The organism is Methylomonas albis (assembly GCF_014850955.1).
In the GTDB taxonomy this organism is placed as follows: Bacteria; Pseudomonadota; Gammaproteobacteria; order Methylococcales; family Methylomonadaceae; genus Methylomonas; species Methylomonas albis.
Genome location: NZ_JACXSS010000001.1, coordinates 4,505,173 through 4,531,053 on the forward strand (window position 1 = coordinate 4,505,173; position 25,881 = coordinate 4,531,053).

Below are 25,881 nucleotides of genomic sequence, written 5' to 3' on the forward strand. Positions count from 1 at the left end.
AGGGATTCGACGCCACTATGCACTAATTTGAATCTTTCCGTACCCGCTCTTTACGTGGTAATTGCCCCTAACGTTCAATCCTCAGACAGGACACGCGTTGCCGCTCATTTGTTCCACTCGTCATCGACCGCTTGCGCAGTGTTAACACCGCAGTAGCGCTCTGCGTTTCATTCTGGCCTTCCGGCCGATTTTTTCAAGCGCGAATCCGAATTTTGCGGAACTTATCGCCGCAGTTTCAAAAATCCAAGATAAATTCGATTCCGCGCTGATAAAAATTTGTGCCTGCTTTAAGCGCCTAACAACCCAACTTTTTTAGGTTTGCCGAAAACCCTGAATCCAAGCAACGCAGACCCGAACAACCAGAAAGCCGCAGGCAACGGCACCACGGTAATCGCACCGAACAAACCATGCGCTTCATCGCCGGGTCCGGCCGTGAAATAGATCGCCTGACTACTGCCGGCAGACCCGCCGTTACCGGCTGACAAGGCCCAGAGTCCGTCAATTTTCAGTACTTGTCCGTTACTGTCTTTCAGTTGGCCGACCAAACTGCCATTGATTAAATTGTACGCATTGATAGTACCGTCACCAAAGTTACCAACCAATAAATCTCCTGCAAATTCGCCGAACGACGATGGCGCAATTGCCAAACCCCAGGGCGCGTTTAACGCACCGCCGGTAACCAAGCGCTTTTCCAAATTCCCCTGTAAATCGAAAACACTTACCATCCCCAGACCGGCACCCGCCACCTCATCAGGCGAAGCACTGTCTTTAAGCGCATAAGCCACATAGAGTTTGTCCCCCAGGGCTTGGATGTTAAACGGCGAAAAACCCGACGGTAGATTAGGATCGGTAAATGTTCCCGCCAGATTCTGTGCCCCTGGAGAGCCTTTCAACACATCGACAGCACCGGTATTAAAATTGGCGGCATACAAATAGGAATTACCGCCGAAGCTGGCTATCGCCGCGCCTTTGTAAAGATTACTGGCGCTCGACGTCACCAAGGTTTCCGCCGTGGTACCCAGCGCACCACGCCAGCCGGAAACGGTACCGTCTTCGCTGACGAACAAAAAGGCATCGCCATTAAAGCCCGTCGAATTATTGAACACCTGCCCGGTCACATTGCCGGCACCGGGAATTGCGACGGTTAAACCCAGTTTCGTTGGTTTTTGAGTGGTCGGACTGACGTTGAACAAGGTCGAAACACCAGTGGCGTTGTCCGACACCCAGAAAGGCCCCGCCGTGCCAAACGATAGCCCCCAGGGATTCTTCAAACTGGTATCGGTAATTTGTGCGGAATTAGCCGATTGATCGTCGGTCACTAGATTGATTTGCGCAAACGACGTTGTAGCGTTGGCCTCATGCGAATAGATTATCAGGGCGGCGACCAGCGTCAGTACCAGTCTGGTGGGGGAATTCAGAAAAGATAGTTTCAACAGCGTATTCATGTCAGCAATCTCCAGTAATAAGTATTTTGGGACTAAAACCAACAAACAGCGCTGCTGACCGAATCTTATCAACGCGGATTATTTGGCTCGAGTTCTTTTGAAATAAGCGCGTTCACCTCCGATTAGTTGTCATACATCTTCAAATTCCGCTAGCGGAGCCTTTATTTACCTACCAATGCGTCGCCCCGCAAAAAGCGAACCCCAATACCAGGAGAAAGGTTTAACTTATCGGTAAATACAACTTGATTGTCCCCAAGGCAAAAAACTCGCGGTTATTTAACGAGATGGCGTGGCCCAAGGGTCGCGTTTACCGGGCCGTGACTGGGCCGCCTACTCAAACTCAACTCACCAACAACATCTTCCGCGCTTTAACCCCGTAAGCATCATCCGGCAAATCCGCCAACTGCCGCAGCAATTGCGTGCCGGATTCCTGCTCGCCGTTTTGCTGTAAGGCCAGACCTAAATAGAATTGATATTTGCTGGACGCGCGAGCGGCCTCGCTTATAGCCTCCATCTGCTCCATCGCCGCGAGCGTATGCTGACCGGATAACAACACCACCGCCAAATCTAGGCGCGAGTCGTCATCGTCCGGATTATGTTCCAATAAATACTCGAACTGGGCGATAGCAACATCGCGCTTACCCAAGCTCAGATTCACCAAGGCCAGATGCCGCAAGGCGTTGCTGTCGTCCGGATTCAAGGCCAGTGCGGTTTCCAGCGCGTCGTGGGCGCTGCCCAAATCGTTACGCAGGAAATAGGTAATACCCAGTTGCGCCCAAGCCTCCTGATAATTTCCATCCAAAGCCAGCGCCTGCAGATAATGCTGCACCGCTTCCGCCAGTCTTTGCTGAGCCGCTACGGCAATACCCAGGCGAGTGCGTAATTGCGGTGCATTGGGTTGCAGATTCAAAGCCCTAATCGCTGCATATTCACCGCCTTGAAAGTCGCCCAGTAACACTTTTATCCGGGCCAGATTATCCCAAGCCGTGACGTTACCCGGATCGCAAGCAGTAGCCTGCTCCAGGTGAGCGAGCCCGTCGCCGGCATGCCCGGTATTCACCAGCACCTGACCGAGATTGCAATGCGCCATCGCCATATTCGGCTTCAGACGCAGCGCGGTACGTAAATGCACCAAGGCCGCCGCCCACTCTTGCCGCTGCGCCAGCACAAAACCCAGATTGTTATGCGCGCTGGCGTTGTCGGCATCCAATTCCAGCGCCGCTCGATATAAGCGCGCTGCTTCGGCCAGGTTACCGGACTGATGGGCAATCACACCTTCTCTAAGCAAATCGTTAATCGCAATACTCATTAGGCAATCCTTTCGATAAGTCCGCTGAGAATATCACTGGGCGAAATGTCCGGCACCTCAAACTGCACGTCATCCAGCGATACATCGAAGGGCTGTCCTTCGTGGTAATGTACCGGCAGACTGATACCAAACTTGTAATCCGAACCAAATTGGTATGCCGCCAGTTGCCAACGCTGGTCATAAACGCTGAAGCCCAATGCAGTCACCGCCACGTAACCGGAAATATCGAAGGTAAAGCTGGGTTGCGCGGATACCGATAACTTGGCAGTCAAATCCAGACCGGTGGCCGGCGTCCAATCCACATGCACGCCCGCCTCGGCCGCACCTTCGACACCCAGTTTGCCACCTATCTCCAGACCGCCGGTGGCACTGGCACCCGTGATACCCAGACCGATACCGGCCCGCACCGCCAAGCGCAACCCGGCATCGGCCGGCACTTTGAGATGAGCGTCGCCGGTAATCTTGGTGTCTTGCTCGTGATCGGGATTGTAGGTCAAACCAATTTTCAATTGATCCAGGCTGCCGGGGCCAATGCCTGCTGTCGCACTGAGATTACCGCCTACTTCCGCGACGATGCCAGGCACTATCGGCACTTGCGTGGCGACGGCAAACAATGATTTGTTGATCTCCTTGCGCGGAAAGATCTCCAGCGAACTGGGTAAACCCAATTCCCCGGACACGGTAATCTCGCCTTCCTCATCCAATGTCAATCCAACGGTCGCTTTCAACCACGGCGCGGCAGTGACATCGACCGTGCCGCTGCCCCACACTTTGATAGGCTCGGCCTCGCCGCCACCTTCGCCGACCACGGCCTTGGCATTCAGATCGACATTGCCGGCCAACATGCTGCGTTTGTAATTGGCCGTGAGTTTGCCATTCAATAAGCCATCCTTATAATCCAGTTTGATTTTGGCGCTGGCGTCCAACCCGCTCAAATCGGGTTCCAACTCGCCGCCGCCGCCCAGCGACCAGACATCGCCCTTGCGCTCCGCCGACACATTCAGCTTGCCGGCTTTGATACGCGGGATGGTGTCGGACAGCGTCGCCTCGCCGCCCAAGCTGATATTGCCGGTATCGTCGGCATGAGCGGACAATTTGGCACCTTTAAAACCGGGTACGGAAACCTCGGCATCGCCGGCAAAATCGATGGCTTTCTTGGCATCGTCGTAAGCCAAGGTAAAACTGGCTTTTTTGATGCCTTTCAGCGCGCCTGGCTTCAAGCCAAGTGTACCGGAGGCTTTAATTCCTTTGGCGCTGTCATAGTCGATGCGCCCCGCACCCGTGAACAGTTGTTTATCAAACTCCAGCTGGCCGGCCATCGCAAAGCCGCCGGCCGTGGCACTACCTTCCAAAGACCCCTTAGCCAATTCGCCAATATGAAACTCCACCAAGCCGGCGGCGGCAATCGGCGTGGCGGCGCCGGCACTCAGCGTCAGCGAACTGCTATCCAATTGAATCGGCCCTTTCATGTCGAATTCATCGGTGGCAAAGGTTTTCGAGAACACCAAATCGCCGCCCACCAGTGCCACATCAACAGTCGTGCCGGCCAGCAACGGAATACCGTCGATGGTTAAGACACCGCCGCCGACGATATTGGCACTGGCATCCATATCGGCGTTATTCAACGCAATCGGGCTCAAAGTCTTGGCTTTAAAGGCATTGCGATAAGCATCGGCTACTTGGCCGGGCGGAATATGGCATAGCGTTGGCGCACCGCTGCTGACAAAATTTAACGTGGTATTCTGCGCATCGACTTTTTTGGTCTTGGGCATGGTCAGCGTTACCGTACCGCTGCCGGCCGTGCGATTAAAGGTGCCGCCTACCACCGACATGCCGCCCCAACTGCCGCCCTCGAAGGTTTCACTGCCCGGATCGCCTTTCAAAGCACTGACAAACATCACCCCGGCGCCGGGGCGCGGTAGCAGCCGCAATTTGTCGTTGGCAAACAGATCGGGTGCATTGGTTTTGGTGGCTTTTTCCAACGGTTTCATGTGCGCCATGCCGGTGACTTTTTCCGCCGCCCAGCAAGTGCCGGGACTGCCGCCCACACTACCTTCGAATTTCACTTCGTCGAATATCAGCTTGTCCTGATAGCTGGTTTTGATCGCATCCAGCGCGGCCGAAGCAGGGTCCTTGGCGGCAGTAGCCGGTACCGCGCCGGCGGCCGGCGCCGGGCTGGGCGTTGCGGGATTCGTGGCCGCTGCCGGTGCGACTCCAGGTGCGGCTTTGCCGCGCCCCGGCAGCGGTTTGGAGAGATTTTCCGGCAAGTCGCCACCGCCTTCCACTTCGGGTGGAATGGCGGCGCGTATCGCTTTATCGATGGCGTTTTTAATCTTACTGCCCGAACTGCGATTGGCGCTGGCATCCAGTAACTGGAAGTTTTCCAGCTTATCCGCATCGCCGCCCAACTGGAGTTCCAAAATATGATCGACGTCGAACAAATGCGGCGCACCCTGGCTATCCCACCACGGCAAAATAGCCTGCTCACGAATATTGCTTTCGGTGCCGATCAGATAGCCTTGTCCGCCACCACCGGCTTTCAGCTTCAAGGCATATTGCGTATTGGTCCCGCTGGTGTCCGGCAAGGTGTTGTCGCTACCGAGATAGGGTTTTAAATCCCAACCGCCGGACGACGGTTTGATCTGCTTTTTCCAGTCCTCGATCTGGTTGGTTCGCTCGTCGGCTTGCGGTAATTTCCAATTGGTCAGACCGCCGTATTTGGCGCTGAATTTTTCCTGCATGCCCGGTTTTTGCGGCAAGGAGAGCGAGGGAACATGCAGCTCGCCGCCCTTGAGCTTGCCCTTGCCGGCGCTCTTAGCACCGCCCGCGCCAGGCGATGCGGTTGGCGCACCCGGCGGCGTTTCACGCATCACGCGTTGCACCCCGGCGCTTTGTTGCACCACATGGCTTAGTTCATGCGCCAACAATTCGCGCCCGGCATCGGCATCCGGCGCAAATTCGCCAGGCGCAAAATACACGTCATTACCAACCGTAAACGCACGGGCATTCAGTTGTTTGCACAAATCCGCCGCTTCGGCATCGTTGTGAATAACCGCGCCGGAAAAATCCGCGCCTAGCTGTTGCTCCATCTCGCGCCGGATATTTTCCGGCAATGGCGCCCCCTTACCCCGGCTTTCCTCGATTCGCGCCTCCACAGACTGCTCGACTGTGTTTGCCGACGCGGCTGATTCGGTATCGTCAGGCTGCTCTGCATGTTCGGCTGCAACCCTGTGCAAGCGGGTTTGGGCGACCGTTTGCTCTGCGTCTGCCGGTTTGGATTTACGCAACAAACGCGCCACAGCGCTGGGTTGTTCATCTGTTTTTTCGGGGCCTGCTGCCTTGCGAAATAGTCGGGCAGCCTTGGGTTTTTCTTCTTCCTGGGCTTTGCGATTCAGCCGCTTGAGCTGATCCGGTTTTTCATCCTCGGTTTCCACGGAACGCTGCGCAACTGGATTTTTCTTTTCCTCATCCGGCTGTTTCGCCCGGTGTACCGGCTTTTGCTCATCTTCAGGTTTTGCGGCATTAGCCACCGCCCGATTCAGCCGCCGCAGCAAGCGCTGGGCGCTGGGCACCGGCTTGCTGGAAATCATCTCCTTATCTTCCTTCACGCCCGGCTGCTCATCAGTCTTTTTAGCGCGACTGACTTCCTGCGCTACTTGGTCCGCTTCCTTTTCCTCAGGATCATGCGGCTGGCTGACCGCCATCTTGCGTTGCAGATACGCCGGCTTGCGCTGCTTTTTTTCTTCGTTGGGCTTCGGCGGCGCACTGGTTTTGCGCTGCGGCTGTTTTTTACGGAGTTTGGACGCCAAGGTTGCCATAAGCTAACTCCTTAACTGTTTTAACTGTGCCGGCGGATTGCGGCCCAGTTTTTGATATTCGCGTTGCAAAGCCGACAATAAGGTCTCGATGCCGATGGGTTGGTCCGCCGGGCTGCAACCGGCGGCGGTCAGCACCACATTCCGGATCTGGCCGCCGCTGATGTCGCAATAGCTGGCCAGTGTTTTGCACAAGTCGTCGCTGGGGCTGCGTTGACCGAAATGGCTGCGCCATAAATCCAGGCGCTCCTGAAACCCCGGCATGGGAAAATCCACAATCGCATCCAGCCGCCGGGTAAAAGCGTTATCGATACGCTCGCGGCTGTTGGTGGTCAGAATCGTGATGCCGGGATGGTTTTCGATGCGGGTCAATAAAAAATTGGTCAGCATATTGGCGTAACGTTCGCCGCTTTGTTGGGCGTCGGTGCGGCGGCCAAATAAGGAATCGGCCTCGTCGAACAGTAGGACGGCATCGGCAGCGGCAGCCAAATCCAGCAAGCTGCCCAGGTTTTTCTCGGATTCGCCGACATATTTGTTCATAATCGCCGCCAAATCCACGCGGTACAGCGGTGCGCCCAGCGCAGTGGCGACATAACTGGCGGCCAGGGTTTTGCCGGTGCCGCTGTCGCCGACGAATAAGGCCCGCAGACCGGCATTGCGCGAGGCTTGCAAGGTTACGCCCAAAGCTTCCCACAACGATTCTCGGCTATGCGCGCGGGCGATGAAATCGTGCAGGTATTGCTCCACCAGCGGCGGAAATACCACCGCTTCGCGTTCGACGCGCCGCCGCACCGGCTCGGCCAATAGCCGCAAGCGTTCCGCGCCCAAATCGCGGCGGGCTTGGGCAATGTGTTCGGCATTCAATACGCTGCGGCTTTGTTCCGCGCGCAGCACCGCATTGCGTGCCACTTTCTGGATCACCGGCCCGCTCAGCAACGCGCTGGCGGCACGGCGGGCCAATTCAGGATCGGCGAGATAACGCGCCCAAAGCTGGCGGCGCTCGGCTTCGTCTGGCACGCCCATTTCCAATTCCAGCAGATCCTGACCGGACACCGCATCGCTCATCCCCAGCACAATCACATGGGCGATATTGGGCTGTATCACCGGCAACTGCCAGCTGTCGCCGGCCGCAACCTGCACCTTGATGACCGGCAGCCAGCCGGCCAGTTGGCAGGCCAGTGGTAAGGCCGGCTGCTGTTGCCACAAGTCACTCTGCACTTCAATGGCAGTCAATCCCAACAAACCGGCCAGTTCGGCGGCCAAAGCCCGCCGGCCACAACCGCTGTTGCCGCGTATTGCCAAGCCGCGCACCTCGCCTTTCGCCAATAAGGTCGCCAGATGCGGTAATTGCTTGCGGATACGTTGCGGCAGCAACTCACGGTCGGTCAGCGCAATCACTCGGCATCCCGGCCAAATCGCCGGCCGGCCGCACAATACCGACCACAAAGCCGGCTCGATGCGCAATTGTCTTAGCGATAAGGGCCCGCTGCCTTCCAATAGCAAGACCTGCTGTTGCACCAGCGCCGTACTATACAAATCCAGCGCGTCCAGGGTGGCGGCACCGAAGAGTTCATCCAACATTGTTAGCGCCAAATGCACCGCCAGCCGATTACCGGGATTGGGCGTTTGCAATTCGCTGAGCGTCAAGGTCACCAGATAATCGGTCTCGGCGCTGCCGACCAAAGCCAACAGAAAGGCTTGCGGCAAATCGATGTATTGTTCTCGCAACCAAACGCCGAAGGGACCAGGCAAGGCGCGTATCTGGGCCGCCGCACTATCGCGCACTTTCGCCCAGCTCGGCAGGGATTCCAGATTTAACTGCCGGGCGGCTTGTTGGCGCAATTGCTCGGACAATTCGCCGTCGCCGGGCATCATCCGCTCCCAAAACTCCGCCAATCCGACCCGCACCAAGGCAGCCAACGGTTGCTGCCGGTTAGGCGGCTGCAGATTAAGCGATTCGGCCAAGGGCTGCGGCGGCTTAGTCATAGTGAAAACTCACGACTCTGCCCAACCACGGCAACCAACCCGGATTAATGTCCAGCCCGGCCAAACGCACCGGCAATTTAATCGCCGCCATCGGCGCGTATAAATCGATATGGCTGGGGCTGTATTGAATTTGCCCGGTGAGCGCCAACAACTCAGGCTGCCAAACCCCGGTCTTGCCATACCAACGCTGGGCCAAACTCAAAACCTGTTCGCGAGCCGGCAATGCAGGCAATTGGTCCAGTTCCAAGCAATTCCGCCGGCCCAATTGCAGCGCGATAAAATCCACCAGCGCATCGTCCGTGTCCAACTGCAATTCTTGCCCAAGCCGATACAGCCAGGCCCAGCCGCTGGGCAATGTTTCGGCATGTTCCAGCATCAAGCCGCGCAATTCAGGCCGATTGAGCATATTTAATAAATACAGCAAGCCGCCTTGCCGGGTATGGAATCCGGCAAACTCCAGGCCTACGCTGGCCGGCTCTGGAAAAGAGTCCTGTGCAAGCGCCTTGGCAGTAAAACAAGGGTCGGCTAACGATAGGCTTGTTGCAATCGGCGTTTGCGGGAATCGCAGGATATAGTTGCCATCATGCTCGGCAAGGTGCTTGCGCGGCAATGGTGCCGGTATCTGCCCCTCGGCGTCAGCATTAGTCTTCGCCTTGGCCTCGCCATTCAGTTGTGCTTGAGCCTGATCGACTTGGCTAATCGACTGCGCTTGCAAATAGGTTTTTGCTTGCTGGGACTGGGTCGTATCATTCAAGATTACCGGCTTTAGCTCCGCACTCCTCCGCGCTTTTTTAGTGTGTGGCAGAGACTCAAAACAGGCAGATAGAACGGCCAGCAGCCTAGCCGGCTGTTGTTGCAACAGCAACGGTGCCAGGTCTTGGCCGATCAGCAATAAAGCCAATTGATAGCGTCCGTCGGCGACATCCAGTTCTTGTAACACCGTTCGCCAATGCGCCAGCAATCCTGGCCGTAGAGTCAGTTGCTCAGCCCAACTCTGCTCCCCGGCGGCTAAGGGGGTTTGCCTGTCTGCGTTATCGATTTCAGAACCAAGCACCTCGGCGATTTCCAAAACAGACGGTAAGCGAAAACCACTCATTCCGGCCAGCTCGACCGCCAATTGCCGAGCATCGCTGTCGGTCAGACTCAACCAGACCGCCGCCAATTGTCCTCGTTGCGCCAATCGGGCGGAAACCGACGGCATTAAAGCCAAATGTTCGGACACTATGCCGGATATGGTCCGCGACACCGGCAATTCAAACCAATGCGCCCAACGTAGCCAATACCAATTAAAGCCGGCGCGGCCGCGCAGCAGATCCGTCAACAAGGCCGCCAACAGCTCGGCCAGGCTGGCAAAGCGCATCACTTGTTCGGGATTATTGCCGGTATTTAAATGTTGCCGGGTTTGCTCGAGCAACTGTCTGGACAGTTGCCGCGCCGTACCGCTGACTTGCAGACGGCGGATAAAAACCCAACTGTCGGGCCCGACATGCGGCCAATCCCCAGTTTGCAAACTGTCGCGCACACCGTCCGCCGTCCGCCGTTGTCCGGCCCGGACGGTCAGACGATGTATCACAACGGTGTCGGCGGCCAGCTTGGTCATAATGGCAATTTACAAACGCTGCTGCGTCAGCTTGTTCGCCACCACACTAAAGCGGGTGTTGATCTTCACCCCACTTTGCAACATATCGACGATAGTGACCTGGGTGCTTTGCGGACTGTGGTCTTCCACCGCCAACACCGCCACTACGCGCTGCTCGGTATCCAGCAATTGCAGCCGAGTGCCGGGCAACGGCGGCCGGTTTAGTTTGACTTGCAAGCGCTCACCTATCGCTGCCAAGCGTGGCGGCACATGCACGTTGCCGCGAATGATTTCTTGTGGATCGCCCAAGGAAGCATGAATCAGCACGGCCCGAATCATATTACGCATCGCGCTGCGGCTGGCGGCGGATGCATCGCGGTCCAATTGCCGGAACCACCAGGCGATTAATTCCGACACAGTACGGACGGCGTTAAAATCGTCGGCTTCCGCTCTATCCATGCCCGGCCACCAGGATACGTCCTCGACACGAATCTGGTCGTCTTCAGCCAGTTGCCCCCACTGCAAACGTAAGGACGGCGGCAACAGATTGAGTTTTTCCAGCAAACAAAACTGGCAGTGCTCCAACTGCTCGCGCAATTCGTGGGCTGGTTTGCGTAGCGGTCCGGCGGCGCCGACCAGGTCTGCCAAGGCCAACACTTTGGCGGCCGCCGCCTGGGTTTGCAAACTGCTGGCGGTAAAAGCCGGCAAACTAAAACTGGCCCACTGCTGCATGACAATCTGGGTTTGCAGATGCACGGTTTGCAGGCGGGCCTGCAAGGTATCGGTATTGGCAGGCGTCAGCAGGCTGGCAGGTCTGGCTTTGAAGCGGGCCTGGCGCAATTGCCCCAGATAATCGAATTGCTGAAACGGCGGCAGCTTGGGCCGCAACGGTTTTAAGCTTGCCCAGTCGTCCATCGGAATCTCGCAGATTGCCGCAAAAAACGGGTCCAGCGCCGCCGGCAAGTCCACTTCTTCTTCCCAGTCGCAGCCGGGGACAATGTCATTGCGGCTGCCATACCGCAAAGCCAGCGGATCGGCCAAGGCAGCGCTGACCGGCGTACCGCGCACTCTGACGTAATATAAGCCGCGCAAAGCCTTGGTCAGAATCCGCGTGCGCTCGTTATTCAAAGTCCAGACCTGCCGCCAGTCTTCATCCAGCAAACGCTGCGCGACGCCATAGTCGCCGAGTTGTTCGACGCGGAATCTGTCCATGCCTTCCAGGGTTTCCCTCGCCACCCGGATCAAACCGGCCAGTTTGTCGATCTGCGCCAGCTTGTTGGCTTGTTCGCGTAACTTGCCTTGCAGTTTGCGTTCGATATTGTTGTAACGCGCCTCGAAAATCGCGATCCATTGCGTCAAAATCCGTCCGGCTTTGAACAAGGCATGGTAGCGGTATTGGATTTTTAACAGGCTGGAACGCTGCGGATTATTCGGAGCGTTTTTGTCGGCCAGATTATCCAGCACCGTTGGCGACTCCAATTTGCCGCTGCGCTCGAACGGATTCGTGGCATTGGCGCCGGCTTGATCGTCTTCCACCACGCCGATTTTTTCCATCTGCTTGCGCAAGGTCGCGGCGTCGGTGGGGTCGAATAAATCGGTCAGCGTGGCCAGCAATTCCTTCATCCCGTAATAGGCTTTGGCATATTCGTTGATTTCCGGGCTGATATGATCGATCACGCCAAAGCGGTATTCCTTGGCCTCAAACGCCGGCTTGCTAACCGCTTCCTTGGTGATGCGCGACAACATATCCAGGCGGTTTTTATTGATGCCCAATTCAAACGCCGAGTAGGTTTGCGGCTTGCTGGTCAATAAAAACGCCGACTTGGAAACTGACGACGTGGAGGCCAGCGCGTTACTCAATAAATTGTTGCTCAAGGCACTGCTGGCGCTGATTTTCGGCGCAGCCATCTGACTGATCGCGCTGTTGAATAAGCCCGCGGACGCCGTGGCAAAGACCGCTTTAGGCGCATTGCTGACCACGCTTTCCGTGCTGACCGCTTTGTCGACGTTATTGGGAATGTCGGTGGCGTTGAGATTGGCATAAGGCAGCCAGCGGGCGACCTGCAAGCCGGTGCCGTCGCCAGCCACGCCGCCTGCCAGCGCGGCCAGCGCCACGGTTTGCGAATCCAGTTGCTGGCGCTGCAATAATAAAAAGTCGCGGGTTTTCTCGACTCGGCTGCGGATCGCCCGAATCTGGTTTTCTATGGCTTCCAGTTCCACCAAAGCCACCGCGTACTGCACCACCAAACCGTCGTCGCTGGGCGTGGCTATCGGCGGCGGATTGCCGTCTTCACCCAACCAATTGCTGTAAAAGTTAGGCAATGCAGGCACGCCTTTGCTGTAGGGATAGGGCGTACCGGGATTTTGCGGGTCTTGTTGTTCGCTGTTGGCGCGAGCGATGACTTTCTCGAAAATCGTCAACGGCAAGGCTGGCGGCATTTCCGGTTTGGGCAAATCCAGATTTTTGAATTGCGCGGGATCGAGCACCGCATGCTCTATCACACCTATGCCGCCAGCCAGAGGCGGGGTGTTGGACGGTTCGACGAAATACAAGGCATCGAATTGTTGGCGCCATTTGCGCCAGGCTTCGTAAGCGCGCATGTAAAACCGGAAAATATCGCTTTCCAGCACACTGTCGGTTTGCGGAATATCCAATAGATTGGGCCGGTAATCAGGCTCGTTCACCGCCAACAGCAAGCGAATCTTGTCGCCGGCTGGTTGACGCAAATCAATGACTCGGCGGGCGATATGGCCGTTTAACAACTCGATCACAGCTTCTTCCGGCACCGGCACCATATCGATACCCAGATGTGTCGGTAGCCAAAGCAGATTAGGCGCCGGCGCGGCGGGGTTTTGCAGCCAATCCAACGGCAACTGGCCGGCGGCCGGCAGAAAATCCAGATGCAGATTGTCTTGCAGGAATTGCGGCAAGGCAATCCCGGCATTGGCCGGCAAACCGGCCGCCTGCATTACCCGCCGCATCGCCGCACCGCTTTGATTCAACAAAACCCGGTAACCACTGTTCGGCATAGCTTCGTAGCGGCCGGCTTCTTGCGATAGCCAGGCGATTCGGTAGCTGGCATCCTCGTTGCTCACCACTGCCAGCAAAGCCAACGGCACGGCGTGTCCCAATTTGGCCATGAAACCGGCATCGACCCGGTCGGCGGCCACCCAGTTTTCTATGCGATCACGCGGCCAGGTATTCACTGCAGCGTCGCTGATATTGATGCGCTGTAGAGCCAGGCTGCCGGCCAATACCCGCTGGGTATCGCGGGTCGGATCCAGTTCGGTACGTTGGCAAGGATCAACGCCCGGCCCGTCGATTTGCCGGTCACCGCGCGTCAACAGCAAATAATAAACGCCCACCGCGCTGGCGACCTGAGTGCGGTTTAGATAGCTATCGATCAAATCCTGCCACTCGGCGCGTGGCGGATAGTACAGACCCAACGCCTGACCATTGGCTGCCAATGCCAGACCGGAACTAACACTAAAGCCCGGCTCGGCTACGCCGTTCGGCCCCAGTTGTAAATCCAGGCCGTGCACGATGCCGGCGGCTTTGCCCTGTAACACGTTAGCCAACCGCGCATCGGCATACGCCTGTTCGCGGTCGAACTCTTCCTCGCCCAGATGCCGGCCGGGGAACATGTGCACCCGTTGCAAGCTGCGGGAGCTGGCGATGGGGTTATGCAGCAGGATCATGGACATGATGGCTACTCCTTATTGGGCTACCGTTACGCTGGTATCCCTTTTAACCTTGTTTGTTGAGTCGCTATCGCGACAGGTGTTTTAATGTCGGTTCTCGCACCGACAGGCGAGATACTTTTCTTTGCTTGTCCAAAGAAAAGTATCCAAAAGAAAAGACACCCGGATGCCGCTTATTCCCTGCGCTCCTCGCTTTTGAACGGGGTTGCCGAAAGGGGCTTCCTGCCCCTTCGGCAACGTGCGGCATCCATGCCGCACCCCTGCGGGCTATTCCGTCCAAAAGCTCCGGTGCTCGGCGCGGCATACGGGATGAAAACCAGTCCCGAAATCAAAGTCTTTTAGAGCACCAAAACAATCAAATGCGTAGGGTGGGCAATTTTGCCCACCGTTGGCTGTGGATTCCGCGACGGCACTTAATCGTGCCTATCCTACAAAACCGGCATTTCCCAAACCCGCTCCCAAAATTTCATCCCCTCACCCCAAAAGCGCGGTCCATTGACCGATCAACGCATTATCCAAGCCCAATCCTGCACCGCTCGCGCCAACCCAGGCGCCGGTGGTCTGGTTGGCGGGCTTGGCGCGCACTCCGGCCAAAAATGCTTCCAGGTTGTTAGCCGCAGCCAGTTGTTGCAGGGTTTGCCAGATCACAGCGTCGTATTGGCGTTCCACCAACAACAAGATGCGCTGGCTGGCGGCGACCAATGTTGATTCTTTGAAGGACTCAACCAACGCCGCTAAGGCGGCACGGCCGGCGTCGTCGCTGGGGGGGCGCAGCTCGGCCAGCATCGGGTAATTCACCCGTTTCAAGAACACGCTGTCTTCGTCGTCGATCAAGCCGCCGCCGTCGGCTGGGCCGCCCACCACTTCGGGCGGCGTCGGCAAAGAAGTGCCTAGTGCTAACACGATACCGCTGATCGAGGTTTCTGCGGCGCGGCTGGGCCGGCGCATGTACAGCGGCGCATTGCTGCCGAAACGATCCCAGATGGCTTGCCAGGCGGCCTGGTCGGTATCCAGAGCATGCACCGGCCTTACGGGATATAGCTTCAATCGCAGCAAATCCAGCTGCGGCAGCAGGCGTTTATTCGGGTCGAAATTGCGCTCCAGTTGCGCGGCGTAATGCCCGTAATCCAGATTGGACAAGGGCACCAGCACCACAATGTCCACAGGTTCGCCGTTGCTTAAATCAATAGGCGGCAAAGCCAGGGATTCGGCGCGAATCTGTTCCACGTCCGATTGCCGTAAAGGTGCGATAGCGACCTGATAGTTTTCCGGAAAATAACCTTGCCGACCGTTGACCGGATCGACCGCTTCCTTGGGCAGAGTGCCGACCGGCGGCAACAGGGAAAAATAATCGCTGGCATGAAAATCGCCGGTCAGCCCGCCGCTACGGCGATTGCTTAATATGTCGGTTAATAAGGCCTCGTACTGCCGGGACAAATCGCTTTGTAATGAATCTATGCCCGGCTCGGCACGCAAGGGATGGCGCAGCAATTGCGCATCCAGCCATTGCGGTGCGCCTTCTTGAATCGCCACCAAACCCAGTGCCACGGCGTCTTCCGGCAACAAGCCGTGCAATTGATCATCGCCAAGCAACTCTCTCATCAAACGCGCCCGAATCTGCAACGGGCTTTGTTGCGGCAGCGGAATCGGCAAAGGCACCAAGCCCATTTGCACCGACTCGGTAATCATCGCGTATTGAAAGCCGCGTTTGGCGCTCAAATCTTTCGGGAACACTTCGGCTATGTCGGTGCCCACATCGACATACCGCAACACGACCGCATACAAACCCCGGTTCAGATTGGCGAAATTGCCGTCGTTCAGGCCGCTGATCAAGGCCCGGTCGCGTAGATTGACGATCAGCCGGCTACCCAGCTCCAGCACCCGGCCGGCCGGCGTCATTGCCAACCCCGGTTCCAGCGTCAGCAAGCCGGTGAAGCGGTCGAAGCTCAAGGCCAGACCGCCGACGATGCCGCTGCCCAGCACCCGGCCGAGTTCGCGCAAACGCTGATCCAGATAGATTTGATCGCGGGTCAGGTCTTCGGCGGTCAGCAAGCGGCCGTCGAAATAATGGCTGCGGGTCAGACGCGGGTCGATGTCGGCAACCTGATCCAGCGCCAGTCCGGCGGCAATCGGATTGCCCAGGGGTTGAAATAGAATGTCGCTCATAGTCCCTCCTTGATCAGGGCTGGCGCGCCAGCCAGGCCAATTGGCTGGCGGTGGCCAGGAACGGCCGCACCAAGTTGTTGATCGAGATTAATTGCGGGTTGACCAAAATCGCGTTGATGTCGGCGACGCTGATGCTGATCCTGGCCAGCAACAAGCGGGCGCCCTCCTCCAGTTCATCATTCAATTGCCGGGGATTAACGCCACTACCGTCCAGCGCGTGCAGCAAACGGGCATGCAGCGCCAGTTGCGCGCCGGCCTCAGAATTATCGGTTTGCACTTGCTGCAACCAGGCTTGTTCGACGGCCGACAAGGCCGGCATCGCTGCGGGCAAGGCTTGATGGCAGGCCCAGGGTTGGTAGGCATCGTCACCCGCGGGAGGTGGTAATTCCGGAATCAATTCCAGACGCACGCTGTCAGCAGTGCGGCTGGGTTGCACTGCATCGGTACTGAGATTGAGCTTGCGCGCCAGCACCGGTTGCATCGCCACCGGGCAATCTTTTTGCCGCACGCAGATTTTCAGCCAGAGCAGATTATCGGCGTCGCTGTATCCTTCGCGCAGATGACTCTCCGATTGCGCGGCCAGCCAGTCGCCGAGATTGATGCAGTAGGGTTCGTGAATCAACACCTCGCGGCCCAGGCCGTCGATGCCTATGCCCGGACTCACCAGCAAGCGTACCGTCAGATTGTCGGTATTGTTGGGATGCGTAGCCGGCGCCATGCTGACCAGCATGCCCGCCAAGGTGCCGTAGCCTTGCAGCCAATATTGATGCCGGGTCAGACGGCGGCGGTGGTAGGCCTGCTCGTCACGGGTCGCTTCCAGACCCAGCATCATCCCGGCCTCGTAAGCCACGCGGCGCAAGGGCTCGGCCAACGTGGCGTCCTGTTCCAGCGTGGTGAAATCGTCTAGGGTGTCCATGCGGCCTCCGCGTTTGCTGCCAAGAAGGCATTACCGAAATTCGATTCAAGAAAATCACTAAGCCTGTGCATTGATGTCCTCCGGTGAAAAGGCCGCCGGGTTTTTCAAAACTCCTTCGCGGCCCAGATAAGTGTCATCCAGCGTGACGCGGCGGAACGGCGGCGCGGTTTCGATGAAGGTATCCATGCCCAGCAGCGGCGCGATACCCAGCACGAAAGGATGTTCGGTTTCGATGATTTTGTATTGCAGGTGCGCCGGTAGTTGTTCGGTCAAAATGTCTTCGACGGCAGTGCGCAAACTCACCGCCCGCCCGTGCAGCAAGATACTGACCTGATGCGCGTATTCTTCAAAAAACGCTTTGACCTGTGCCGCCTCGTCAACGGTGGCCAATGCCGGCGCAAATAGCGCCAGAAATTGCCGGGCGTCGCTTTCCGACAGAATCAGGCTGTCGCCGATGATGCTGTTACCGCTCATCCCTGTGCCCAGAGTTAACGGGTGATCGCCATCGTCCATGTCTATGCCCAAGATCGTCGCCATGGTCCGCCGCAAACGGAAATTCTCTAAAACCACAATTTCGCCGCGCTGCACGCCGCCGTCGCTGACGATGTCCAAAGCCAGATTCAACGCGGCCAGCGTACCTTTGTACTGTTGAATCAAGGTCAGATCCCTTAGCCAGCGCCGCTGCCGGGCTTCCGGCCAGTGGCTAGGCAGACGGCCACCGACCGCCTCGGCCAACCAAGGCAGGTTAGCGGCAGGCGTTGCCTCGGGCGCCAGCAATTGCTCGCTGGCGGCAATCCGGCCTTCCAGCGGGGTCAATACCCCTTCGAAGGCTGCCAGCAAGCGCTCGCGAACGTCGGCGCCATTGGCCGGACCTACAGCTTGCGCCGGGTCGTAACTGAGTTCCTGCCGGTAAAATTCCGGAAAATAGGCTTCCTGGTAGGAAAAGCGCGGGTAATAGACTCTGATGGCATGCAAAGCCGGGCTTTGCCGGCCATCGCCGCGCAAAGTCACTTGAATTTGCAGATAGCGTCCGCGCAATTGCCGCACCCGACCGGACGGCTGCTGCAAAAGAATCTCGAACAGACCGCTGCTGCCGGCTTGCTGGCCGGCCAGGCTTGCCGCGAATGGCAATTCCGACGCCAGCGGATTCCACAGCGGCGCGGGTTGCTCGATAGGTTTGGGCCGAACCGCCTGCCGGCTGGCAAATACCCGCACTGCAATCTGAATATCGCAGCCCGGCGGGATGCAGGCGTCCAGATACAATCTATGCCACTGCGTATCGACTTGGCCGGAATCCAGCTCATGCAGCAAGGCCGTGCCTTCCAGAAAAAACTGTGGCCGGCGCAAGGCATGCAATTCTCGCGGACGCGGCTCAATCGCCGGAAAATCCGCATCGGCCTCGGCTTGATAACGCAACTGGCCGTCGGCGCTGCTGACAAAACGCGGCACGGCTTGCGACAACATTGGATAGCGTTCGTGCAGCAAGCGGGCCTGGCCGCTGCTGGTTTCGCTATCCCAATACAGCGTCAATACCGGGCAATCGCGTTGCGTGAAATTCGCATCATTCGCCGCGCGCGGTACCAAAGCCGCCAGCCGGCCGCTGTCCGGTAAAGACGAATCGGCAGCCAGCGCCAGATCGACAACAAACGGCAACTCGGCCGGGCAAGCGTAGGTTTTGAATGGCGCATCGGCCAATGCCGATAGAGGCCGCGTCAATATGGCCTGCGCCCCCATACCGTCGTGGCACAACAGATATAACTGCTGCAAATCGCAACATAGCGCCAGCGCCTGCATACCCTCCGGCAAGGCTTGCTGCCAGATGCGGCTTAATGGATGCGGATTGGCCTGCTCGGGCTCAAAGCGTACCGGTTGCGGCGTGTAGGGTAAGGGCAGCGGTTCGCCACTGCATAACATCAAACCCGATTCACTGATTAACCAGACGCGCTGTTCCGCGTCGACACAGGCCCTAAGCGGCATTTGCGAACCAGCATCCTCGCCGTCGGCATTGCCCCATGCACAGAAGGTTTGCCAACGTCGGGCCAAATGAAACAACAGTAAACCATGCTGATTGACACCGTCACTGAACGGCAAGGCCAATCTACCGTCGCCGGCTGGCAGACCAAAGCCCGGTTTGCCGCTGCGGGCAATCGCCGCGAACGCCATGTCGGTAAAGCGGCCCTGCGGCGCGACGACATCCTGCAATTCATTGTCCTGCAAGCTCAGATAACCACGGCCGCTGTTCAATTCGACGCGCCTACCGTCGGCACTCAAGCGACCGATCTGATTAAAACTGTCCAAGGCCAGCGGCGCGCTGGTCTCCCAAGCCAACAAAGCCGCCGCCGGATCGGCGGCTGGCAAGCGCAAGACCTGGTTTTGTGCGAGCGTCAGCGCCTGCAAACCGGTGTTCCAGCTCAAATGACTGGAACCCTGTTCGAAATCGGCCTGGCCTTTCAGTAAAAAATACGGGGTGTTGTTGACGTCCATCGCTCGCCCTCAACAAATGTCCGGTATTACCGGCACCGCGACGCCCAAACTATCGTCCGGGGTTTGGCCTTCCAGCAAACCAATGCCGTCCGGTAAGGCCGGCGCGCCGGAACCGCTATCGGCGCGTACGCCCAACAGTTCCGGCAACTGATATTTAGTCAAATTGACAGGCTCGTCGGCTTGCAAACGTCGCCAGCCATTGCTGCCGCGTTGAAACAGACTCAAAGCATTGATGGCTTGCACACCGGCCACCCGCGCCGCCTGGGTCAATAATTCGTTAGCGCGCACTGCACCGCCCAAAGGCCAACCAACACCGCGCGCACCGCCGGGCGCCAAGGGCCACAGGTATTCCAGCAGAGTCTGCTGCACATCGCGCAGGGTTTGTTGCTCGGTTTCAATGTCGCGCACCTGCACTTTTACGCTGACCGCAATCGGCACGAACTCCGGACTTAACACATACAATTCGGTGCCGACCATGGTCCGCTGCAATAGATAGGCAAACACATCCTTCAACAAGCCCTGGTTAGACTTGGGCGTATGTCCTAAAGCGGGTTCAGCCGGCGGCAGCACGAACACGCTGACCACTCCCGGCACATCGTCGCGCGCCGCACGAATGCTGGCACCGGGCAGAAAACCGATCAATACTTCGGCGCGGGCCACCGGATTGACGGGATTGGCTTCGGTGATGATTTTGAAATCCTGCTGGGTCACGGCCCGGTTGCGATGGGTCAGAAATTGCGGGATGCGTTTTTCGGCCTGTTCGACAGTTTCCGCATCGCGTCCGCCGTGCAAGGGCCATTCGTGGCGCAATTTATAGCGCGCACTGCCGCTGACTACTTCCTTGACCGATCCTGCGGGGATATTGCCGGCACTGCCGCCACCAAATAAATAAGCGGCGATGCGAATTCGGCTGCCCACAGGCGGCCGTCTCCCCACCGTACCGTCACCAAAGTAGACATAGCCGGACTGCGGATTGAGCCGATACACTCTGGCATCGGCAGCCTGGCCGGCCAGGAAATCCACTTGTTGCCAAACCACCCAAGCGCCGTTTTCCTCGACATCCAGTTGCAAGGTAGCAGCCTCGATATTCTGATCCGGCAAGACCACCACTTGATCGGGCTGGCCGGTCCCCATGCCCACCAGCAAATCCTGTTTCAAGCCTTGGGCCAGCACATCGACAGCGTTCAGCGCCAGGTAGCCCAGTTGTAATTTGGGATGTTCCGGGCAACGCAGGCGCAGCCAAAAGGCCACCCGGCCGGCTTCGACTTGATCCGCCAATTCCGGCGGCCTATCGCCGACGCCGCTGAACATTGGATCGGTAGGCACAAAAGCCTGAAACAGCGCAGGGTTCTTCGGCAGACGTAAACGCACCACGCCGGTTTGCCGACCACCTTTAGAGCTGTCGGCCAACACATCCAAGGGTAAATAAATCGTTTCACCGGCCTCACCGGTGGATACCAGCTCCCAAAGCAATTTGCGCGGATTCAGCTCATTGATCGCGTCACCTTCCAACTCGTCGGCAGGCGCAATACCGATATTAAAAGCCAAGCCAGCTAGATGACTGCGCAGCAAGGCAATCTGGCTTTCCAGTTGCCGGGGGGCGATGCAAGCCAGGTAAAAACTGCGATCCAAACTGCTAGTCAGATCCAGCACTTCCTTAACCGGCTCGAAACGACGAGGTTGAAACGGCTCCGGCCGTTGGCCGTTGCGCAGACCGTACTGTTCCTGCAAATCCTGCAAGGTCAAACCCAACGCGGCTAAATCGGCAACCTCCAGCCTTTGTTTGATCAACACCTGCAAGCTCAAGCAGGTGGGTTGCAATTCGCCGACCGCTGTCAGAATTTGTTTGCCGGCCCGGAGCTGGCTGCCATCCGCCAACAAGGGTGCCGGCAACACGCTGGTCGGCCCGGCGTCTATGCAGACTATGCCTTTGGCAGGCCGGGCGGCGCGTACCGGGATTTGCAGCAAATTCAGAAACACCCGGCGCTGGCGTTCCGGGATTAAATTGGCGCGATACAAAATGGTTTCGGTCAGCCAAGCGAACAAATCCACGAAACTGTGCAGAGGATCGCCGGGCGCGATCTGGGTTAGCTCCGGCAAATGATTTGCCAGCCGGGCCTTGGCTTCGGCGACCAGATCGTCGAAGCGTCTATCGTCTAAATTCGGTACCGGTAATGGCATAACGGCCTCTCTTGCAGCCTCAAGCCGGCAGGCTCAGGTTTAGCGTGAATCCCAGTTCCGCCGGGCGCTGGCTATTGCGCAACCGATAGCGGATATTGATATGCACATCGGCGACGCTGGCGGGACTGGCCTGCACCTGCACTTCGTCGATTTCCACTCGTGGCTCCCAGGTTTCCAGCGATTTGCGCACCACACCGGCGATTAAATGCCGGGTGGTTTCGTTATTAGGTTGATGCACAAAGTTTAATAAGCCGGCGCCGAAAGTCGGGCGTTGCAAGCGCTCGCCTGGACGGGTCAGCAAAATGTTGAGCATGACCTCGCGGATACTCTGATCGTCTCGGGTCCAGCTCAAGCGCCCGTCGGCATCGATATTGCCCAAGGGCCAGCTGATAATCTCGGGTACCGGCGTGCGCATTTTCAACCTCCCTTAATCTTTGGAAACGGCAGGCAAATCCGTACCCACGGCAGCCAGAAAAATACGATGTTCAGCAATGAGATCATGATCATCAGCAAAATCATTGCCACCAGCGTAATCACCGGCAAGCTGAACGAACAAATCCATTGAATCCCAAAGTCCGGGCCGGCAGTGTCTTTTACAGTGTCTTCGCTGGCACCCTTATTCAATTTCAATTTGTTCATTAAATCGAAGGTATCAGCGGGCGTGATCATCGCCGCGCCCTTGGCCAGTCCGCGACGCAGATCGGCCAGCGACGGCATCTGAATCAGCGCCGGCCGGCTGGCGTCCGGATCGAAGGGCGCGGCGACACGGAACTGAATGCTGCGGGTGTCGGCATTGGCCCATTGAATCTGTTCCTGGCCCTGCTGGTTTTTGGCACGGACAAAAGCCACTACTTGATAGACATCGCCGAGGTTTTGCGCGAATTTGGGCAGCGGAATTTCCTTGACCTTATTCAAGGCTTGGTCACTGAGGCGTTGGTCCAACAACACACGGATTTCCTGGGCATCGGCGGCCAGCAGCAACAGTGTCAGATTCAGGCTGCCAACCCCATTAGCATTCGGCAAGGCCGGCAATGCCCCCAGCTTGTCCAAGCCGCCAACTGTATCTATCGCCTGTTCTTGTTGAATCAACCAACGCACCAACGGGTTATCACCGCCCATCGCAAAGCAGGCTTGCAGATAGCTATAAAAGGTTTGTTGCCGATACGGCGCGAACAAGCCCTGGCTGGTTTCGGTGTAGGCTTGGCCTGGCAAACCAGCCGGCAGTTTGGCCTCGTCGTACAGCCACAATTGCTGCGCTTTATTTTCCAGAGCGGCGTTTTCGGCGATGCCGGCTTCTCCAAGGTGATAACGGTTGACCAATATTCTCAGCAATTCGAAAAAAGCTTTGCTGGGCAGGCCTTGCGCCAAAGGCTTGCTGTGTTCAGTCAGCCAGGTTTGATTGAGCGGTTGTCGATAACCGAACGGCCAAGGCAACATCGTCGCCGCGACGCTGGCGGTTTGCGCTTGGTCGGCGGTATCGAAAGCCTGACTAACATCGCGCAAATAATAAAAACCGCCCAGCGGCAAATAGCCGAACAACAGCGTGTGGGTTTTACGCTTGGCGTCGCTGGTTTTTAACACATGCAAGGGATGCACTTCCTCGCCGCTGTACGCCGCCTGCTCATCGCGTTTGTGCAGTACGCCGTTGGCGCACAAGCGGCGATGCAGATCCGGGTCGCGCAGCTCGCTGGGCGCGTCCTGCCAACCCAAGGCTTCGCCGTCTTCCAGCATCCAGGCCTGCTCGCGGCCGCCGTTGAGCCGGCGTATCACGAAACCGGCCGAGCTGATTTTTTGCGGGTCCAGCGCCGGCTCGCCAAAACGGTCACAGACCACTTCGCAGCTGACGATATGAAAAGCCCGATGCAAGGGCAAGCGCAACACAGGCTGCTGGCCGTGGCGGCTATGGCGTTCTTCCTGTTGCCAAGCGCTGAACTGCGGCAAATCGAACTGGCGGCGCTGCATATCCTGCTTGAAGCGGTTGATAAACTCCGCATCCAGATAACGATGCAAACCGCATTGCCCGTCCTCCTGATAAAACGGCGGTTTCAGTTTAATGGGATGCAGAGCTTGTTCGGTTTTCATAATCCCTTACCAAATGTTGCCGGCGCCCGGCGTGTAAGAACTACCCACCACCGCGGTGGCGATCACTGTATCGGCTTGCACCACGCCGCTGAATTTGGACATGCTGGCATTCACTGTCACCATGCTGGCGTTAATGGTCACCGTGCTGGCATCGACCGTAACGCTGCCGCTGCTGCGCACCGCAATGCCGGTGCTATTAAGGGTAACGCTTTGGTCGGAGCGCTCGATGACAATTTCCCCGCCGCCGGCTTCGTCTATCGAAATCTTGTAACCGGAGCGGGTGCGCAATTCCAGTTTCGGGCCGTTGCCGTCGTCGAAATCCAACACTGTTTCCTGCGGGGTGCGAATCACATAATGATCTTCCTGCGGATCGGCTTCTGCCGGCACACTGCTGCTACCGGCCCAGACGCTACCCAACACCAGCGGCATTTCCGGGGTGATGAAAGCCAGTACCACGATTTCTTCCAGGCGCGGCACGAAACTGGCGCCATAACCCTGGCCGGCCGACGGCGCGACGACACTGGCCCATAATTCCATCTGCGTTGCCAGCAAGCGCACCTTGATACGACCACGGCTGTCCGGGTCCGCGTTATCGGTGACTTGCCCAAGTTGCAAACTGTGCAGATTACCTAAGGCGTGACTGTTCATGACTGCCACCCGCCTTTGTTGACTTTCAGGTGTGTCTCGAAACCGCTGTTGTTATCGAAGCGATGCACGCAATGCACAATCTGGTAGCGGCCTTTCAGGCGCGGCGATACGCCGTCCAACTCGATTTCGCGGCCGGGTTTTAGGCTGGCCTCGCCTTGGCAAACAATTTCGCCGTGAATAAAGCGTTTGGCTTGGCGTTTGAATGCGGCCTTGGCATAGGCTTCCGCTTCGCTGCTAGTGCCGGGAAAGGGCTGCGGGACAATTTCCGCGCCGGGCCAGCTCAGCTTGCCTAAAGCCGCTGCCGCGCTGGTGCCGATGGGTGCCGGCGTCATCGTGTCGGCCGTAAAATCCACCGGATCGGCGCTGACCAGGTTGTAGCCATTGACTTGGCTGCTGAGCGGTTGGTGATTTAAATCGGCGATCAAGCGCACTTTCAAGGCGCTGTCCTGGGCGCTAAGCTCGACCGGGTTGGGATCGGCTTCTTCGGGCTTGGCCCGTAAGGTATTGCCCGCCAAGCGTACGGCTATATCGAAGCGATTGCCGATGCGCAACAAAAAAGCCAGATCACTTTCGTTGAGTTGATGCCAGGTGGCCGTGATGCCGGAGATTGACGCATCGGTTTGCAGCCCCGCCTCGCCGGCGATGGCTTGCACTAGTTCGTCCGGACTTTGATCCTCAAAGCTGCGGTTATGCCGGCTGCGCGCCAGTCTATGCAATTTGTCTTGTAACAGCAGGGCGATGTTGGGCGCGCCTTCGCCGTAGCTTTCTTCAATGGCGGTAATCTCGCCGCTGAACAGATTTTGCGGGGTGTCGCTGCCCATTTCGATTTCCACGCCGGCACCCAAGGCAATATCGTTCAAAGTAAAGTCGGGGTTTTGCCCGCCTTCCGGCCTCCCCCAATTGGATAGCTGCAATTCGGCATGCGCGCAGCCGTGCAAGGGCAGATTGACCTGCATCGCCAGCAAGGCCTGTTGCAGGTCTTCGCGTTGTTCGCCGTCGATTTTGATCGTTGGGCGGGAGCTGGTGAAGGCGGATTCGGGCATAGTGTTGTTAGTTTATTTTCTTATTGTTTTAGTTGGTGTCGCTAACGCGACGATCTTTTTTAATGTCGGTTCTCGCACCGACAGGCGAGATACTTTCTTTTGCTCCGCCAAAAGAAAGTATCCAAAGAAAAGGCGGTCCGGATGCCGCTTATTCCCTGCGCTCCGAAGCTTTTGAACGGGGTTGCCGAAAGGGGCTCCTGCCCCTTCGGCAACGCGCAGCATCCATGCGGCGCCCCTCCGGGCGGATCCGTTCAAAAGCTCCGGTGCTCGGCGCGGCATACGGGAAGGAAACCCTTCCGCTACTCAAAGCCTCCAAAAATCTTTGTACAAATCTCCTTACCCACATCTATTCAATCAATCCTCAACCTGTCTTGCCTCTGCCTGATCAACTCCAACATTTGCGCCAGCTCGATTTCCGCTGGTGCCAACGGTGTCTGCTGCGCGCTCGGTTGTTGCTCGGCGGCTGCGGTGACGCCGTCTTGCACCTCTAATATCACTTCATCTATCAACACCGGCATGTCTAAT

At 57.5% G+C, this 25,881-nt stretch carries 17 protein-coding genes; 1 reads left to right on the forward strand and 16 read right to left on the reverse strand.

The window, feature by feature from the left end; all coding sequences use genetic code 11:
- Positions 1-287 precede the first annotated feature (287 nt).
- The 6 genes from EBA_RS20220 to EBA_RS20245 all read right to left on the reverse strand — a co-directional run bounded on the left by EBA_RS20220 (position 288) and on the right by EBA_RS20245 (position 13,839).
- The gene (locus tag EBA_RS20220; protein WP_192376388.1) at positions 288-1,445 is read right to left on the reverse strand and encodes a TIGR03118 family protein; all 1,158 of its coding nucleotides are present in this window, start codon (positions 1,443-1,445) and stop codon (positions 288-290) included.
- 340 nt (positions 1,446-1,785) lie between these two features.
- Positions 1,786-2,754, reverse strand: a complete 969-nt coding sequence (locus EBA_RS20225) for a tetratricopeptide repeat protein (RefSeq protein ID WP_192376389.1) — start codon at positions 2,752-2,754, stop codon at positions 1,786-1,788.
- Positions 2,754-6,572 (reverse strand): eCIS core domain-containing protein, encoded by a 3,819-nt coding sequence (locus tag EBA_RS20230; RefSeq protein WP_192376390.1) that lies wholly within the window; start codon positions 6,570-6,572, stop codon positions 2,754-2,756. The genes EBA_RS20225 and EBA_RS20230 overlap by 1 nt, the downstream gene beginning before the upstream one ends.
- A gap of 3 nt (positions 6,573-6,575) precedes the next feature.
- On the reverse strand, positions 6,576-8,555 hold the full coding sequence (locus EBA_RS20235; protein ID WP_192376391.1) for an ATP-binding protein: 1,980 nt from the start codon (positions 8,553-8,555) through the stop codon (positions 6,576-6,578).
- The gene (locus EBA_RS20240) at positions 8,548-10,155 is read right to left on the reverse strand and encodes a hypothetical protein (protein ID WP_192376392.1); all 1,608 of its coding nucleotides are present in this window, start codon (positions 10,153-10,155) and stop codon (positions 8,548-8,550) included. The genes EBA_RS20235 and EBA_RS20240 overlap by 8 nt, the downstream gene beginning before the upstream one ends.
- 9 nt (positions 10,156-10,164) lie before the next feature.
- Entirely contained in the window at positions 10,165-13,839 is a 3,675-nt protein-coding gene (locus tag EBA_RS20245) for a hypothetical protein (protein WP_192376393.1), read from the reverse strand.
- A gap of 84 nt (positions 13,840-13,923) precedes the next feature.
- Between EBA_RS20245 and EBA_RS20250 the strand changes: the two genes are divergently transcribed.
- Positions 13,924-14,178 carry a hypothetical protein gene (locus EBA_RS20250; protein ID WP_192376394.1) on the forward strand — a complete coding sequence of 85 codons (255 nt, stop codon included), beginning with the start codon at positions 13,924-13,926 and terminating at the stop codon, positions 14,176-14,178.
- Positions 14,179-14,310: 132 nt separating this feature from the next.
- Here the strand turns inward: EBA_RS20250 and EBA_RS20255 are convergent, their stop codons facing one another.
- The 10 genes from EBA_RS20255 to EBA_RS20300 all read right to left on the reverse strand — a co-directional run bounded on the left by EBA_RS20255 (position 14,311) and on the right by EBA_RS20300 (position 25,874).
- On the reverse strand, positions 14,311-16,002 hold the full coding sequence (locus EBA_RS20255) for a hypothetical protein (protein WP_192376395.1): 1,692 nt from the start codon (positions 16,000-16,002) through the stop codon (positions 14,311-14,313).
- Between the two features lie 13 nt (positions 16,003-16,015).
- Entirely contained in the window at positions 16,016-16,918 is a 903-nt protein-coding gene (locus tag EBA_RS20260) for a hypothetical protein (RefSeq protein WP_192376396.1), read from the reverse strand.
- Positions 16,919-16,975: 57 nt separating this feature from the next.
- Positions 16,976-19,402: a phage tail protein gene (locus EBA_RS20265; RefSeq protein WP_192376397.1), complete on the reverse strand. Its 2,427-nt coding sequence runs from the start codon at positions 19,400-19,402 to the stop codon at positions 16,976-16,978.
- Between the two features lie 9 nt (positions 19,403-19,411).
- The gene (locus EBA_RS20270; RefSeq protein WP_192376398.1) at positions 19,412-21,583 is read right to left on the reverse strand and encodes a putative baseplate assembly protein; all 2,172 of its coding nucleotides are present in this window, start codon (positions 21,581-21,583) and stop codon (positions 19,412-19,414) included.
- Between the two features lie 19 nt (positions 21,584-21,602).
- Positions 21,603-21,998 carry a GPW/gp25 family protein gene (locus tag EBA_RS20275; RefSeq protein ID WP_192376399.1) on the reverse strand — a complete coding sequence of 132 codons (396 nt, stop codon included), beginning with the start codon at positions 21,996-21,998 and terminating at the stop codon, positions 21,603-21,605.
- Between the two features lie 2 nt (positions 21,999-22,000).
- Complete coding sequence (locus EBA_RS20280) at positions 22,001-23,665, reverse strand: hypothetical protein (RefSeq protein ID WP_192376400.1); 1,665 nt, start codon at positions 23,663-23,665, stop codon at positions 22,001-22,003.
- Between the two features lie 6 nt (positions 23,666-23,671).
- Positions 23,672-24,313 carry a phage baseplate assembly protein V gene (locus EBA_RS20285; protein WP_192376401.1) on the reverse strand — a complete coding sequence of 214 codons (642 nt, stop codon included), beginning with the start codon at positions 24,311-24,313 and terminating at the stop codon, positions 23,672-23,674.
- Complete coding sequence (locus tag EBA_RS20290) at positions 24,310-25,356, reverse strand: phage late control D family protein (protein ID WP_192376402.1); 1,047 nt, start codon at positions 25,354-25,356, stop codon at positions 24,310-24,312. Before EBA_RS20290 ends, EBA_RS20285 begins: the two co-directional genes overlap by 4 nt.
- A gap of 12 nt (positions 25,357-25,368) precedes the next feature.
- Complete coding sequence (locus EBA_RS20295) at positions 25,369-25,578, reverse strand: hypothetical protein (protein ID WP_225616378.1); 210 nt, start codon at positions 25,576-25,578, stop codon at positions 25,369-25,371.
- Positions 25,579-25,706: 128 nt separating this feature from the next.
- The gene (locus tag EBA_RS20300) at positions 25,707-25,874 is read right to left on the reverse strand and encodes a hypothetical protein (RefSeq protein ID WP_192376403.1); all 168 of its coding nucleotides are present in this window, start codon (positions 25,872-25,874) and stop codon (positions 25,707-25,709) included.
- Between the last annotated feature and the right edge of the window lie 7 nt (positions 25,875-25,881).